Annotated in this window: 17 protein-coding genes; 3 read left to right on the plus strand and 14 right to left on the minus strand. The window is 65.9% G+C overall.

Annotated elements, in window-relative coordinates; genetic code table 11:
- Positions 1–18: 18 nt before the first annotated feature.
- Entirely contained in the window at positions 19–636 is a 618-nt protein-coding gene (locus GF399_08735; protein ID MBD3400404.1) for a T9SS type A sorting domain-containing protein, read from the plus strand.
- A gap of 152 nt (positions 637–788) precedes the next feature.
- Here GF399_08735 and GF399_08740 read toward each other — a convergent pair whose 3' ends face one another.
- Both GF399_08740 and pyrB read right to left on the minus strand, forming a co-directional pair.
- A complete protein-coding gene (locus GF399_08740; GenBank protein ID MBD3400405.1) occupies positions 789–2,249 on the minus strand; it encodes a hypothetical protein in 1,461 nt (486 codons plus the stop codon).
- A gap of 4 nt (positions 2,250–2,253) precedes the next feature.
- Positions 2,254–3,363, minus strand: a complete 1,110-nt coding sequence (gene pyrB, locus GF399_08745) for an aspartate carbamoyltransferase (GenBank protein ID MBD3400406.1) — start codon at positions 3,361–3,363, stop codon at positions 2,254–2,256.
- Between the two features lie 302 nt (positions 3,364–3,665).
- Between pyrB and GF399_08750 the strand changes: the two genes are divergently transcribed.
- On the plus strand, positions 3,666–4,016 hold the full coding sequence (locus GF399_08750; protein ID MBD3400407.1) for a hypothetical protein: 351 nt from the start codon (positions 3,666–3,668) through the stop codon (positions 4,014–4,016).
- A 120-nt stretch (positions 4,017–4,136) separates the two neighbouring features.
- Positions 4,137–4,727 carry a hypothetical protein gene (locus GF399_08755; protein ID MBD3400408.1) on the plus strand — a complete coding sequence of 197 codons (591 nt, stop codon included), beginning with the start codon at positions 4,137–4,139 and terminating at the stop codon, positions 4,725–4,727.
- Positions 4,728–4,877: 150 nt separating this feature from the next.
- On the opposite strand, the gene leuD is transcribed toward GF399_08755, so the two are convergent.
- The 12 genes from leuD to GF399_08815 all read right to left on the minus strand — a co-directional run bounded on the left by leuD (position 4,878) and on the right by GF399_08815 (position 14,424).
- A complete protein-coding gene (leuD, locus tag GF399_08760) occupies positions 4,878–5,372 on the minus strand; it encodes a 3-isopropylmalate dehydratase small subunit (GenBank protein MBD3400409.1) in 495 nt (164 codons plus the stop codon).
- A 22-nt stretch (positions 5,373–5,394) separates the two neighbouring features.
- Positions 5,395–5,628: a hypothetical protein gene (locus GF399_08765; GenBank protein ID MBD3400410.1), complete on the minus strand. Its 234-nt coding sequence runs from the start codon at positions 5,626–5,628 to the stop codon at positions 5,395–5,397.
- Positions 5,629–5,635: 7 nt separating this feature from the next.
- Positions 5,636–6,904, minus strand: a complete 1,269-nt coding sequence (locus GF399_08770) for a homoaconitate hydratase family protein (protein MBD3400411.1) — start codon at positions 6,902–6,904, stop codon at positions 5,636–5,638.
- A 2-nt stretch (positions 6,905–6,906) separates the two neighbouring features.
- Positions 6,907–7,551, minus strand: a complete 645-nt coding sequence (locus tag GF399_08775) for a hypothetical protein (protein MBD3400412.1) — start codon at positions 7,549–7,551, stop codon at positions 6,907–6,909.
- Positions 7,542–7,802, minus strand: coding sequence for a hypothetical protein (locus GF399_08780; protein ID MBD3400413.1), 261 nt, complete (start codon positions 7,800–7,802; stop codon positions 7,542–7,544). The genes GF399_08775 and GF399_08780 overlap by 10 nt, the downstream gene beginning before the upstream one ends.
- A gap of 3 nt (positions 7,803–7,805) precedes the next feature.
- A complete protein-coding gene (locus tag GF399_08785; protein MBD3400414.1) occupies positions 7,806–8,150 on the minus strand; it encodes a hypothetical protein in 345 nt (114 codons plus the stop codon).
- Positions 8,151–8,171: 21 nt separating this feature from the next.
- Positions 8,172–9,773, minus strand: a complete 1,602-nt coding sequence (locus tag GF399_08790; protein ID MBD3400415.1) for a leucyl aminopeptidase — start codon at positions 9,771–9,773, stop codon at positions 8,172–8,174.
- Between the two features lie 27 nt (positions 9,774–9,800).
- Complete coding sequence (locus GF399_08795) at positions 9,801–10,340, minus strand: HD domain-containing protein (protein MBD3400416.1); 540 nt, start codon at positions 10,338–10,340, stop codon at positions 9,801–9,803.
- Positions 10,341–10,368: 28 nt separating this feature from the next.
- Positions 10,369–11,976, minus strand: a complete 1,608-nt coding sequence (locus GF399_08800; GenBank protein ID MBD3400417.1) for a hypothetical protein — start codon at positions 11,974–11,976, stop codon at positions 10,369–10,371.
- Between the two features lie 2 nt (positions 11,977–11,978).
- Positions 11,979–12,740: a citryl-CoA lyase gene (locus GF399_08805; protein MBD3400418.1), complete on the minus strand. Its 762-nt coding sequence runs from the start codon at positions 12,738–12,740 to the stop codon at positions 11,979–11,981.
- A 57-nt stretch (positions 12,741–12,797) separates the two neighbouring features.
- A complete protein-coding gene (gene sucD / locus GF399_08810) occupies positions 12,798–13,709 on the minus strand; it encodes a succinate--CoA ligase subunit alpha (GenBank protein ID MBD3400419.1) in 912 nt (303 codons plus the stop codon).
- 118 nt (positions 13,710–13,827) lie between these two features.
- Positions 13,828–14,424 carry a hypothetical protein gene (locus tag GF399_08815; GenBank protein ID MBD3400420.1) on the minus strand — a complete coding sequence of 199 codons (597 nt, stop codon included), beginning with the start codon at positions 14,422–14,424 and terminating at the stop codon, positions 13,828–13,830.
- Between the last annotated feature and the right edge of the window lie 178 nt (positions 14,425–14,602).

Here is a 14,602-nt window from a genome sequence, read left to right on the forward strand (position 1 = left end):
GTCTTCCTGCGATTTCGGATGCGGACGGACCTCGGTGACGACGGCGCCGGCTGGTTCATCGACGACATCCGCTTGTCCGGCGAGGCCTTCGACGCCGGTTGGCTGGCCATCGAATCCGAGGTCGGCGAGGACGGCGTACTGGTGACCTGGCAGGGCGAAGACGCCTTCGCGGGCTTCAACGTCTACCGTGAGGTCGCCGAGGCGGACACCGCGCGGCTCAAGCTCAACGAGCAGCCGCTGTCCGGCGGCGCCGCAGGCGCCTGGCTGGACGATCCGGCCGCCGGTGCCTACCGTTACTTCGTCGAGGTTCTGACCACCGACGGCGCCGTCGAGCTTTACGGTCCCGTCGAGGTCGAGGTACTGCCGGCGAGTTACGGACTGACCTTCGCCGCGCCCTACCCCAACCCGGCCGCCGACCACGTCAACTTCACCCTGACCACGGCCGAGCCCGGCGACGTGACCCTCAACGTCTACGACATCGCCGGCCGCCGCGTGGCCGTCGTCCACGCCGGTGAACTGGCCGCCGGCCGCCATACCCTGGTCTGGAACACCACCGGCACCGCCGCGGGCCTCTACATCGCCCGGCTGGAGACCGCCGGCCACGTGCTCAACCAGCGCGTGATCGTCGAGCGCTAGCACCACCGGCGCAACAGCAACAACAACCGGGGCCCCGCCGGGCCCCGGTTTTCTTGCGCCCCCTGACTGCGCACCGGCGCCGTCACCCTTCTTGCATTCCGCGGACCCCGCCGACGGGGTCCGCGGGCAACAAGGGCGCCGGCGCCTGTTCGTTATCCCAGCGGTGCGGTGGAGAGCTGCGCCAGCAGGTCGCTGGAGTCGAGGTCGACGCGGCCGCAGAGGCGGGCGACCTCGACGGCCCGGGGTTTCTGGCCCATGGCCCACAGGTCGCGCAGGCAGTCCCGGGCCCGGGGGTTACGGAACCAGTCCTCGTCGTACTCCCGGCGCAGGAAGGTGTTTAAATGCGCCGCCAGCAGGCGTCCGCGTAGGTATTGGAGGGGGGCGAAATCGGTACTGACCAGCGCGGCGAGGGGCACGGGCTCCGGCGGCAGACCGGCGGCGGTTTGCAGTAGCGCGGTGCAATGGGAGGTGACGGCGGGGTTGCCTGGCTTACGGTGGAAGGTCAGCTCGCAACGCAGCAGGGCGCAGTGGCGGCGCAGCAGCAAGAGATCGTGGAGGCGGGTCCAGCGGGCGACGGAGTCATCGGTCGCTGATAGATAGCGCCTCAGCCAGCGGCTGTCGCCGAGGAGGTTTTCCAGGAGGAGGGCGGCGGCTTCTCCGACGGCCCGATCTCCCAGCAGGCGCAAGACGGTGCTCAGGCGGGGATTGGTATAGGCCAACTGAAGGCCGTGGCCCAGCTCGTGCAGCAGCTCGCGATGGGCGGAGTACCCATCTCCAGCGGGCGAGAGGAGGTACACCTCACCGGGGATACGCAGGGGGATGCAGCAGGCGGGGACGTCGGCGGCGGTTTGTTGGAGCTGCAGACCGGGGGGGAGTTCGAGCCCCCAATCGGCCAGCCAGTCCCCGACGGCGCCGCGCAGGGGTGGGGCGGCGAAGCGGGCCGCCAGGTGACGACCGCTGAGGAAGCGGGCCGTATCCCACCAGGTGCAGCTTGCGGGGGTGAGACCGGCGTTGTTGAGGCCGCGGGCGAGGGCGGCGGTAAAGATGTCGTCGGTCTGCTCGAGCAGCTCGGCGGCCAGGCTCGCCCAGCGGTCGAGCTCCAGCTCGGCGAAGGCCGCGCCGCAAGCGGCGTAGTCGGAGCAACCCAGTAGCTCGGCGGCCCTGTGTCGTTCTTCCCAGTAGGCTCGAAAGGCGGGCTGCAGCGCCCGGGCGGCGGTGGCGATCCGCCCGCCCAGCCGACGACGGTCCGCGGCGTGTTCTAATTCGCCCAGGCATCTTCGGGCAGCCTCGAGACCCAGCTCATCATCGTCCCAGGCGATACGCGCCACAGCGACGGCGCGGTTCAGGCGCAGGCGCGCCGGCTCGCTGTGGCGGTCGATGAACAGGCGGGCCGCGAAGGAGCGCAGGCGGCGCAGCTCCTCGGCGGGGTCGCCCGTGCCGCCGGCGAGTTCATCCGCCAGCAGTCTGAGGGTCTGAGTGTTGGAGAGTTCGGCGTAACGACGGTAGAGCGGACCGCGATCGGCGGTCGTTCGCCGCCCCCGGACGGCGCGGAGGAACCGGCCGTTCATTTCGACGGAAAAGGCCTCCAACCGCTCATCCAGGGGCGTGGTCACGGCGTCAGTCCCGCAGGGTGTCGCAGTAACGGCAGGCCGGGACGCCGCGGCTGCGCTCGTAGAACTCCGGTGTGGCGTTGGCGTCGAAGTGGGTGATGCAGCGCTTGTTGGGACAGCTTCCCTCGTGGGAGATGACGCGGCGCCAGTTCTCGCCCCGCTGACCGTGGAGGTGGGTCCGTCCGAGGAGAACGTCGATCAGGGCCATGCGGGCCGGGACACCGTTGAAGGCCTGCTCGAAGTAGCGGGCGCGGGGATCGGCGTCGACCTCGACGGCGATCTCGTCGACCCGGGGCAGGGGGTGCATAACGATCATGTCCGCCGGCGCCGTCTCCATCACGGCGGCGTCGAGGACGTAGGCGTGGGCCACGCGCTCGTAGACCGTCGGGTCGTCGAAGCGCTCGCGCTGGATGCGGGTCATGTAGAGGACGTTGAGATCCTCGAGGAAACCCGTGAGTTCGCGGCGCTGCTCGATGGTCCGGCCGTAGCGGGTCAGGTGGTGGACGACGTGATCGGGCAGCTCGAGCTCCGCCGGACTGAAGGCCACGCAGTCGGAGTTGAAGGCCGCCAGGGCCACGGCGAGGGAGTGGGTTGTGCGGCCGTAGAGCAGATCACCGCAAAGGCCGACCTTGAGGTCGGACAGGGTGCCGAACTCCTTGTAGATGGTGTAGAGGTCGAGGAGGGTTTGGCTGGGATGCAGGTGACCGCCGTCGCCGCCGTTGAGCACGGGGACGCTGGAGTACTTGCCCGCCAGATAGGCCGCGCCGTCCTTGGGATGGCGCATGACGATGCAGTCGGCGTAGTGGGCGCTCATCCGGATAGTGTCGGCCAGGGATTCGCCCTTGGCCACGGAGCTGGAGGCGGCCTCGGCGAAGCCGACCAGGGAGCCCCCCAGGCGGATCATCGCCGTCTCGAAGGACAGCCGGGTGCGCGTCGAGGGTTCCCAGAACAGGGAGGCCATCACCCGATAGGGCAGCAGGGGCTCGATGGGCGAGCCGCCCTTGGTGGCCTTCTCGAAGCGGACCCGGGCCTCCATCTCCTGGGCCAGTTCGAGGATCTGCAGGATCTCCTCCGGAGTGTACTCTTCCAAGTCGATAAAATGGCGGGGGTTGGCCATGGCGTCCTTTCCTGTGCCGCGCGGGCGTCAGCGGTTGGGTTGTCGTCGGTTTCGTATCCTTGGAATAGTGGAAAAAAACAGCCGCGCTGTCAACCTTCCCTCCGTGACACTATGACGAACACGGAGGGCGAAGGGATACGCTTGAGCGGTCGCGTCCGCCGCCGACAACCCCTCAGCGGTAATGATCCTCCCCGCAAGCGGGGTCTTGACACTCTGGATCTTTTTCTTTAATGTGACCCAAGTCACAGCGCAGGCTAATCTTTTACGTTAATAGACTAACGACAAGGGGGAAGGGGATTACGATGCGTGAGTTAGTCTACGGCAAGTTCAAGCTCGAAACGGCTGCCGACGGCGAGGAGTGTTGCTTGATCAAGGCGGCCATCGAGGATAGCGCCTGCGGCATCGGCGGAATGCTCAACATCACCGTCGTCGGCCGCCAGGGTGTCAGTTGCCGGGTCAGCCGGATCAGCCACGATATCGAGCTGCTCGATCCGCAACGCGGCTTCAGCGTCATCGGCGAGGAGTTCGAGGCCAAGCTGCAGCGGGAGCTGTTGTGGCTCGTCGAGCGCGCCCTGGACGAATGCGGCTGCGGCGGGTGGGACGGTGTGCTGCCCGAACCCGAATACCAACGGGTCGACGTGACCGTGGGCTGAACAACGCTCGAACGGGGAGGAAACGGCGGCGCCCGCGGGCGCCGCCGTTCTTGACCCGGTTTGTCATACCGGCGGTGGATACTGGACGGCGTAACCCTCAACCCAAAGAAGAGGTTGACGATGCGCCGTGTTGTCGTTCTGCTGTGTCTAAGTTTACTCGCTGTGACGGCCGCCGCTCTCACTCAGGAGCTGTATTACGACAATGGGGTCAAGGGCGACGCGATCCTGTTCCCCCACCTGCGGGCCACCTGGTTCACCATGCCCTTCGACGGCTGGATCATCACGGCCCGGCTGTACCTGGCCGACGAGGCGGGCTATTCCAGCCCCTTCGACGTGACTTTCTGTCCCCGGGACTACGATACCGGCGGCTGGCCCGACGAGTCCGCTGCCTACGGTACTTGCGAATACGCCGGCGGTGAAGCCGCGGGCGAGGGTTGGATCGACGTCGACGTCAGCAGTCTGGGAATCGAGCTGGAAGCGGGAACGGAATTCTACTTCATCTTCGATCCCCGCCCCGCCGGGGGGCTGCCCTACAGTTGTCACGATTCACGGCCCGACGATCCCTACGATCGCAAGTGTTGGCGCGCCGACGGCGGCGACTGGCAGAGCTCCGGCCTGTCGGCCTACATGATGCGCGTGGTGGTCTGGGACGGTATCGGCGAGCCCATCGAGTTGACCAGCTGGGGTGACATCAAGGCTCTGGCTGACTAGGGTTCAATGGACCCGTAATCATGGTCCGTAATCGGGGCCGGCCCTGTGGCCGGCCCTTCGTCGTCTTCGCCCCGGCGCCGTCACGCTTCTTGCTCACCGAGGTCCCCTGTTCGGGGACCTCGGGCAACAAGCGTGCCGGCGCCTTGCGTGTCAGGCCCGGGCTTTGAGGTAGGCCAGCAGGCCGCCGGCCTTGGAGATCTCGGCCTCGACGTCGGAGAGGGGCACTCCGGTGACCTCGTCTCCGGTGTCCAGGTTGCGCACCAGGCCGGAGTCGAGGTCGACCTCGAGGGTCTGGCCCTCCTCGACTATCTCGCTGACGCCGGGGCATTCGAGGACGCGGTAGCCGAGGTTGACGGCGTTGCGGTAGAAGATGCGGCTGAAGGATTCGGCGACGATGCAGGCGACGCCGTTCTCCTGGATGCAGACGACGGCGTGCTCGCGGGAGCTGCCGCAGCCGAAGTTCTTTCCCGCGATCAGGATGTCTCCAGGGGAGACTCGTTGAGGAAAGTCTTCTTTGCCGGGGACGTATTCGAGGGCGTGGGCGGCCATCTCGGTGGGATCGGTCAGGGGCAGGTACTGGCCGTGGTAGATCTGGTCGGTGTCGATGTCGTCGCCGACGACCCAGGCCTTGCCGGTGAATTTCATCTCCAACCTCCGGTCAGTCTTCTTAATCCTCGTTTTCGCACCGGGGCTGGCGGGGGGTCTTAACGCGCTGGAGTTCGTCCAGGTCGTTGACCTCCCGGCCGTCGGCGGTGGTGAGGATGTGGGGTGATTTGCAGTGGGGACAGATCTCGAGTTCGACACCACCGTGGGTGTGCTTGAGTTTGGGATCGTCGAAATGCTTGTGGCACTTGGCGCAGTAGTAGGCGCCGCGGGCGGGGTTGGGTTTGGGCTTGCCCATGGCTCTCCTAGAGGTCGGCGGGGTCGGTGATCGTCCCGCGGGCGGCCGAGGCGGCCACGGTGGCCGGTGAGGCCAGGTAGATCTCGCCGCCCCGACCGAGCTTACCCTCGAAGTTGCGGTTCGAGGTCGACAGCAGCACGTCGCCGGGGGCCAGCACGCCGTGGTGACCGATGGTGCAGAGCGAGCAGCCGGGGTTGGTGACCATGGCGCCGGCGCTCATGTAGGCCTCGTACAGCCCCTCCTCGAGCATCCGCATGGCCACCTCGTGGGTCGAGGGGGTGACGGTCAGGCGGACGCCGGGGTGGACCTTGCCGCCGGCGGCCTTGAGGGCCCGGACACCGGCGCGGTAGTCCTCGAGGCGGCCGTTGGAGCAACTGCCGATGAAGGCGCTGTTGAACTCCCGCCCCTGGACGCCCTCGGAGGCGACGGGGACGACGTTGGTCGGCAGGTGGGGCACGGCGATGACCGGGCGCAGGCCGTCGACGGTGTAAGTCAGCTCACCCTCGTAGGCGGCGTCGCTGTCGGCGCGCAGCGGCTCGAGGTCGCGACCGGCGCGGCGCTCCAGTTCGGCGTGGACGGTGTTGGAGTGGGCGAAGAAGGGGATCTTGATGTTCAGCTCGGTCATGTGGCTGGCCAGGGTCAGGCGACCGGCCAGGTCGAGGGCGTCGATCGCCGGGCCGTAGAACTCGACGGCGCGGTAGTTGGCGATGTCGGCGCCGAGCTTGGCCATCAGGAACAGGGTCAGGTCCTTGGCGGCGACGGGGTCCGCGAGGGAGCCCTCGACGTTGACCCGCAGGGTCGGCGGGCACTTGAACCACAGCTTGCCGGTCTTCCAGGCAGCCACCAGGTCCGTGGTGCCGCAGCCCGTGGCGAAGCAGTTGGCCGCGCCGAGGAGGTTCATGTGGCTGTCGGTGCCGACGACGACCTCGCCGGGCAGGATGCGGCCGTGCTCGAGCAGGACGTGCTGGCCGATGCCGGCGTTGACGTCGTAGACGCTTGCGATGCCGTGCTTGGCGGCGAACTCCCGGCAGATGCGCTGGTTCTCGGCCACCTTGGTGACCTTGGCCGGGGCCTGGTAGTCGAAGGTCATGGCGATGCGGTCGGGGTCGGCGGGCCTTTCGTCGCCGAAGTGCTCCTCGTACTCGAGGACGACGTTGGGTCCGCCGAAGTCGCGGACCACGGCGAGGTCGACGTCCAGCCAGACGCGCTCCAGGGGCTGAACGTCCCGCCGCGCGGCGTTACTGAAAATCTTCTCGATGACGGTTTTACCGGGCATGGTCACCTGGTTCCTTTCTTGCGGGACACCGCGGACTGGATCTGATAGATCGTACGATGCATGGGGTTGCGAAAGGCGTAGCTGATGGGCTTTTTACGTCCACCGCCCTCTTTGATCAGAATCCCTCTTTCGCTGAGCTCGCCGGTCTTCACGGTCAAAGCTTGCGCAATGATATCTAGTCGATCCAACAACGGACGTCGCGGACACAATGGCTCTTCATAGTTGGCGATTGTACTGAGTATTTCTTCATATTGCTCACTGGTCAAGCCTTCAAGATCATGTTTGAAGTGTTTACGATAAAGCGCGTCCAGTGCCCCCTGGATAGTGTTATCATTTCCATTTACCGCAAGCTCCAACTCAGCCTCGCTGAGTGGGGATTTCTTTATCTTACCCACTTCGAAAAGCCAAAAACCGATTTCTTGTAGAAAACCTGGGAATCCCGATGATAAGCGAGCGGCTTCATACAGCGTTGCTTCTTCGATTTCCAGATTGGGAACGCAGTGTTTCGCCAGGGTATCGTGCAAGAAGCCCCGAGATTCCTCGTCGGTTAAGGGTCCCAACTCAACATAGCGAAACAAGCGTTGGAATGACTCATGATCGCTGCGGAAGCGTTCATCGTCCTGAGGGGTGGCCGTAATCAACAGCATGACGTTTCGCTGTCGATGATGATCAGAGCTTCCAGTAGATCCTGGAGCAGATTCGCGGCGCCGGTAATATGCGAAAGCTGTCGCGTCTCATCGAGAATGTAGAGGTAGGCGTACTTTCCACTACCATAGTCCCGGAGCAAACGGATGATCATCTCCGAGAGATGCAATCGTAGATTGATCCGTTCCCTATCGGCAAACTCGATCCCCAGCGGTCCGATCGTCAGCCCCCGGATACCCCGCAGATGGTTCAACTGCTAATCGCCGCTCCCCAACAGCTTGCGGAAATCGTTCAGCATCAGCAGGGCAGCTTCGTTGAGATTGCTACAGCTACCGAACCGGCGGAAGGCGACCTTGAAGGACAGCTCGTCGATCGAGGCCCGTTTGTGGATATCCGGCGCGGCTTCCTCGATGTAATCGGCCAGCGAGGTTTTTCCCAGCCAAGGTTCAGCCCTAACGAGAATATGCCTTGATCGTCTCTTCAGTGTTTGTACCAAAGCCTGATTGATCGTTGCCAGCTCCCTCTTGCGGCCGGCAAACAGCCGCGGATCAACCGGATTGTCCGGTTCAAAGGCGTTAAAACTGTAGCCGTTGAGAGTCATCAGACCAACCTCGATTACTAACTACAGGCTTTCCAGCAACTCGACCAGCGTCCGGACGCCGAAGCCCGTCGCGCCCTTGCGGTAGGGGCCGTAGGGCTTGTCGGTGAACTCCTTGCCGGCGATATCCAGATGGGCCCAAGGGGTGTCTCCGGCGAAGCGTTCGAGGAACTTGGCCGCGCTGATCGTCCCGGCGGGCTTGCCGCCGGTGCTCTTGATCTCGGCGATGTCACTCTCCAGCCGCTCGGCGTAGTGCTCGAAGAGGGGCAGTTCCCAGAACAGCTCCCCGGTGCGCTCGACGCCGCCGAGGAGCTTGTCGCGCAACAGCTCGTCGTTGGTCAGCAGGGCGCCGACGCGGACTCCGAGGGCCACCATCGAGGCCCCGGTCAGGGTGCAGATGTCGAGGAGGCGCTCCGCGCCCTGCTCCCGGGCCCAGCAGAGGCCGTCGGCCAGGGTCAGTCGGCCCTCGGCGTCGGTGTTGCCGATTTCCACGCTCGGTCCGGCGAAGCTCTTGATGACATCGGAGGGCTTGTAGGCGTTGCCGTCGACGGCGTTGACGACGGCGGGGACGACAGCCAGGACATCGACGGGCAGCTCGAGCTCGGCCGCCGCCAGCATGGCGCCGACGACGGCGGCGGAGCCGCCCATGTCGCCCTTCATCAGCTCCATCCCGGAGCCCTTGAGGTTGTAGCCGCCGCTGTCGAACATCACGCCCTTGCCGACCAGGCCGAGGGCGGGTTTGTCGCCGTCGGCGCCGTGGTGCCGCAGGACGACGAAGCGCGGCTCCTCGGCGGCGCCCCGGGCCACGGCCCAGATCAGTTCCATGCCTTGTCGGCGGATCCAGGCGGCGTCGTGGACCTCGACCTGCAGGCCGACCTCAGCGGCCCGCTCGGCGACGCGGCGGGCGAACTCGACGGGGGTCAGCACGTTGACCGGCTCGCTGACCAGCTCCCGGGCGAAGTTCTGGGCGCGGGCGACGATTGCGGCCCGGTGCAGGGCGGCGTCCAGCTCGGGATTGCCGAGGACGCTCAGTTCCTCGACCCGGGGCCGCTCGCGCTGCTCGGCGGAGCGGTAGCGGTCAAAGCGGAAAGTGGCCAGCCCGGCGGCCAGACCCAGATGGTGGGCGGCGAAATCCGCCCCGTCGCCCAGAGGCGGCGGCGCGGCGCTGAAGGTCTTCAAGCCCAGTTTCTCGACCCGGCCGACGATCCCGACCACGGCCTCGTGCAGGCGCTCAACGGTCAAGTCGTCCCGCTCGCCCAGACCGACCAGCAGCAGGCGCCGCGGCCCGGCGGCGGGACGCAACAGCTCCAGTCGGCCCGCCTTGCCGCCGAATTCATCGGCCGCCGACAGCTCGCGCACCCGGGCGGCCGTCCCTTCGTCCAGCAGTTCGAGCGGGGGATAGCAGTCCCCGTCGGCGAAACAGAACAGGGCCAACAGCGGGGTTTCAGCGGCGGCGGTCTCCGGGGGACGGCGGGTCAGCTTCAAGACTGTTTCCTTCCGGGAGGGAGCGCTTGCAAGCTCGAGCAGCTCCTCGAGCAGGTCGATGTTGTTCAATGCCGACAACGGCGCACCCGACGAGCCGAGCTCAGCCGGTCGGCGAACCGGGTGAGCGCGGGATGCCACCAATTAAGCCTCATCGGGGCCTCGTCGGGGCTACTTGAATTCCTTCTTCAGCGAGTGGAACCAGGTGAAATCGGCCTGGTGGATGATGATCGCCTCCGGTGTCCGCGGGGTGCGATCGCCCTCGAAGGAATGGGAGCCGATCATGTGGGCGATCTTGATCGGCAGTCCGACCTCCATCGCCAGCCAGACGCCGGAGACGGGGTGGCGCAGGTAGCGGCCGATGCGGCTCTTGACGTACTTGCCGTCCTGCTTGGAATACTCGATGGGCTTGCCGACGTCGTGGAGCAGCGCCCCGGCGATGACGTACTGGTGGTTGACGGTCACGCCGTCCTGGCGCATTTGGTTCATCACTCCGGCCATGGCGTCGGCCATCAGGGTCACCCCGCGGGTGTGATCGAAAAGGGTGACCTCGGTGTCGATCAGCAGGGTGAAGGGCAGCTCGAGCATCTCCTCGAAGGACCACTCGCCGATCTCGATAGCGCGCATCCAGCACTCGACGCACTTCTCGCGCAGCTCGGGGTCCTCGACCAGCTTGAACTCGGGGAGGGCGGCCAGCAGTTGTTCGAACATGGTTATCACCTATCGATAGGTTGGGGTTCTAGGGAGCGTAGAGCAGCTCGAAGCGATCGCCGACGAGGGCGAAGACGGGACTCCCGCCGGAGGCTTCCAGGCGGACCTCGCCGGGGGTGAAGTCGACGCCCGGCGGAGTGTAGGCGTTGTTATGGGCCCGGGCAAGGGCGCCGTCGGCCGAGGTCTGCAGCAGCGTATCCCCCGTCCTCCGACCGTCGTAACCCCAATCATCGAGGTCGCCGACGACGGTGTAGGTGGCGCAGCGGAACTCGACGAACGAGCCCAACTCGTGCTCCAGCCGGTAGGGCATCCCCCAGGCGTAGTTGTAAACCGGGGTCGGCAGAGGGACCGCCTCGCGGCTGAAAAACCAGGGCACGGTCATCAGGGTCAGCGAGCCGCTGTCGATGATTGTTTGGCGCTGGGCCGTCAGATCGGCGGTCAGCGCGTCGCCGGCTTCGGCGCAGCGCCGCCAGTGCAAGGCGCCGCTGAGACCGGCGACTAGATAGTAACCGAGGAGCAGGGCGAAGGCAATCCCACCGACGATTTTTCGCCGACGCCAAAGCTCCCGCAGCAACCAGGCCAACCCCAGGACGAAGCCGGGCACGATGAAGTAATAGTACCAGAGGTTGAAGGCGAAGCTGACCGGGGCCAGGTTGATGATAATCCACAGCAGGGCCAGACCGGGCGGGCTGGTCAGCGCGGCGGCGAGGCGCCCCCTTGCCGTCCGCCGAGCGCTGCGGACCGTCCCCCACACCAGGGGGCCGAGGCAAACCAGCGCGGCGACGAGGGCCGGCAGCAGGGCCAGGGGACGCGAAACGGTCTTGAGTTCGGCCACCCCGGGCAGCAACGCCAGGTAGTAAACCAGCCGCTGGGGCAGTCCACGGAGGGTGAGCGGCAGATCGCCGCCCAGACCGAAGACCAGCCGCCAGCCGTAGTAAAGGACCACCACGGCCAGAGAGACGGCCAGCACGATCAACAGATTCCGCTTGAACGGTCGTTCTGCCGTTCTCGCCCGCCACCAGACCAGCAGACCGGCCAGGGCCGGCGCGACCAGGACGGCCTCCTTGGCCAGCAGGGCCGCGAGCTGGACCAGGGCGGCGACGGCCAACCAGGAGCGGCGTCGCCAGCCCTCACTCTCGCTCTCGCTCCAGCGTAAATAGGCGTAGAGCGCGCCGAGCATCAAGGGCAGGGCCAGGGCGTCGGAGCGATCGCCCACCCAGAGGGTGGTGTGCATCACCAGGGGGTGAACGGCGAACAACAGGGCTGCCGCGGCGCCCCACAGCCGGGAGGAAAGCAAACGGCGCGCCAGCCCGTAGAGGGCCAGGCACGCCAGCCAGTGCAGCAGGAGTTGGATCAGATGATGGGGCGTCGGCGCATCGCCCAGCAGGCGATTGGTCAAATCCAGGCTGAGCGTGGTCAGCGGCCGGTAGTAGTCGCTGTAGTTGTAGGGTCGGGTGAAGTGGGCCGCCAGGGGCTCGGCGCGGACACCGGGGTTAACCACCAGGCTGTAACCGTCGGAGACCAGACTGGTGTCGATGCTCGGGCCGAAACACAACAGGACCACCAACAGGGTCAGGGCGGCGACGAGGGGCGTCGCCCAACGCTCCGACCATTGTTTGCCCGCGACACCGGTCATCGTCAGAGCCGCTTCCCCTGCTCGCCGTCGTAGACGTGATCGTTGACGACGATACGGCGCATGGGCTTGAAGTGACGCTTCTCCTCCATCACGTGGGCGATCAGCCCGGGCACCCTGGCCAGGGCGAAGACCAGGTTCCCCACGTCGGGCGGGAAGCCCAGCTCGCAGAGCAGAGCGCCGATGGCCCCGTCGACGTTGAGGGGCATCCGACGGCCCAGGGACTCGCCCAGGGCGTCGGCCAGGGCCAGGGCGAAGGCGCAGTAGCCGCCGTGGTACCCCAGCTCCCGGGCCAGGTCCAGCAGCCGCCGGGTGCGCGGATCATCATTGTGGTAGCGATGGCCGAAGCCGAATAAAACCTTCTTTTCCTGACGGATACGCTCCACATAATCCTGAGCCGCCTCGACGATTTTGCCCGAATCCTCGGGAACGCCGTAGAAGGTTTCCATGGCTTTGGTAATCGCGCCACCGTGGTAATCGCTGACGGCCGAGATACCGCCGGCGACGGCCTGGACCGGCGGAACCCCCGTCGAGGCCAGCGTCCGGGCCACCTGACACGAGGGCGGCGTCACGCCGTGATCGACGGAGCTGGTCAGGATGGCGTCGAACAACCGACCCTCCTCGCCGGTCGGCCGGCGACCGGTAACAGCCAAAAACGCGGTTTGGGAAAACGGCAACACGCCGATCAACTCATCGAGGGCGTAGCCGCGCAGGGTCAGCTTGTTGGGTTCAACCTTGGTTATCTTGGTCGTCCATTTATCGGCCATGGGACGGGTCTCCTCCTCGGATCATCGGGAAAGATGCCTTGGCGTCGGCGGTTGCGGTTAGCCGACCCGGCCGCCCTCGACGGTGTGGGGTTCGTTGGTGGGCTCGACGCCCAGCTCGTCGAGAAGACGCGGGATGTCGGTGAAGGTCTCGGCGTGATGGGCCCCGGCCTCGACCAGGGTCTCGATCTTGCTCTCGGCGGTGCCCATCCGGCCCTCGACGATCGCACCGGCGTGGCCCATCCGCTTGCCCGGCGGGGCGTGGACGCCGCCGATCATGAAGATCACCGGAATCTCGCTGGCGGCGACGGCCTCGGCGGCCAGCTCCTCGTAGATGCCGCCGATCTCCCCGGCGATGACCACGGCGTCGGTCTGCTCGTCGGCGGCGAACAGGGGCAGCAGATCGCCGAAGGTCGAACCAAGGACGGGATCGCCGCCCATGCCGACGCAGGTGCTCTCGCCGTAACCCGATCGGGTCAGGGTGTCGGCCAGATAATAGGTGATCGAACCCGAGCGCGACATCGTCCCCACCCGGCCGCGCTCGAAGGCCAGGGGCGGAATGATACCGACGTTGCAACTGCCCGGGCTGATCACGCCGGCGGTATTGCCGCCGATGATCCGGGTGCCGGTGCGTTCGCCCTCCTCGCGCAGGCGCAGCATATCCTGAACGGGAATGTGTTCCGGAACGACGACGATCAGCTCGATCCCCGCGCGGCAAGCCTCGATGGCGGAATCCAGCACGAAGCGAGCCGGCAGGAACAACACGCTGGTGTTGCAGCCCGTAGCCTCGACGGCCTCGGCGACGGTGTCGAAGACGGGAACGTCCTCGACCTCCCGCCCGCCCTTGCCCGGCGAGGTTCCGGCGACGACGTTGGTGCCGTAGCTTTTCATCCGACCGGTGTGGAACTGACCGGTCTTGCCCGTGATACCCTGAACTAGCAACTTGGTCTTCTCGTCGACGAGGACGGCCATGGCGCTCGGTTCCTTCTCGTTGGAGGACGGGTCGGCAATAAATATCGGACCCCGTTCGGATCCGCTAAACACAACCCGGAAGTTAGCAAAGGGGCCGGGGCAAGTCAAGCACCGACGCCTATTGCAGCCCCGGAACCTGGATCGAGGCCGCGGTCATCAGCAACAGCTCGTCGGCCCCGACCTCCGGGCTCCAGTTCTGATAATAGTCGTAGAGCAGACCGTCGGTCAGATAACCGCGCTCGTCGATCCAGTCCCGCAGGTGATCGTATTCGCGCCTTCGGCGGGCGCAATACGGACCCCGGGGCAGGATGTAGGCCGCCAGACGCTCGGGAACGTTCTCGCGGCGCAGATCACCCCAAGCCGCCGTTCCCGACGGAACACTGAAGCCCACCCGATAGGTACAGCCGCCGGAGGCGCCGCCGCCCAGGTACACGCTGAACGGATCACCGTAGCGGTCGAGTCGATGGTCTTCGAACTCCTCCTGCAACCGCGCTATCTCGGCAAGACAGTCGTCGTAGCTTCCGCTGATCTCGCGGTACAGCACCTCGGCGGCGGGCAGACGGATCGTACTGACCCGGGGCGGCTGCCATTCCGGGTCCGCCGACGCTTCGACGGCCTCGAACCCCTGCTGAGTCTGCCCCTCTTCGCCGTCGCAACCGGTCAGGCCGAGAAGCAGTGAAACACACCAGAGAATGCTGAAAGCGCGAGATACCATAACAATCTCGAAACTGTCATTAGCATAGTAAAGCAGTTGTTCGTGAGATGTCAACCGTCCGCCGCGCCGGGAGAACCCAACCTGGTCCCGCAACACCTGGCCGACGAGCCGGAACCGGCACGGTTTTTGCGGAGGCGGACCGTTGCCGCCGTTCCAACGGTCGCCGAGATGCAAAAAC

The organism is Candidatus Coatesbacteria bacterium (genome assembly GCA_014728225.1).
GTDB lineage: Bacteria > RBG-13-66-14 > RBG-13-66-14 > RBG-13-66-14 > RBG-13-66-14 > WJLX01.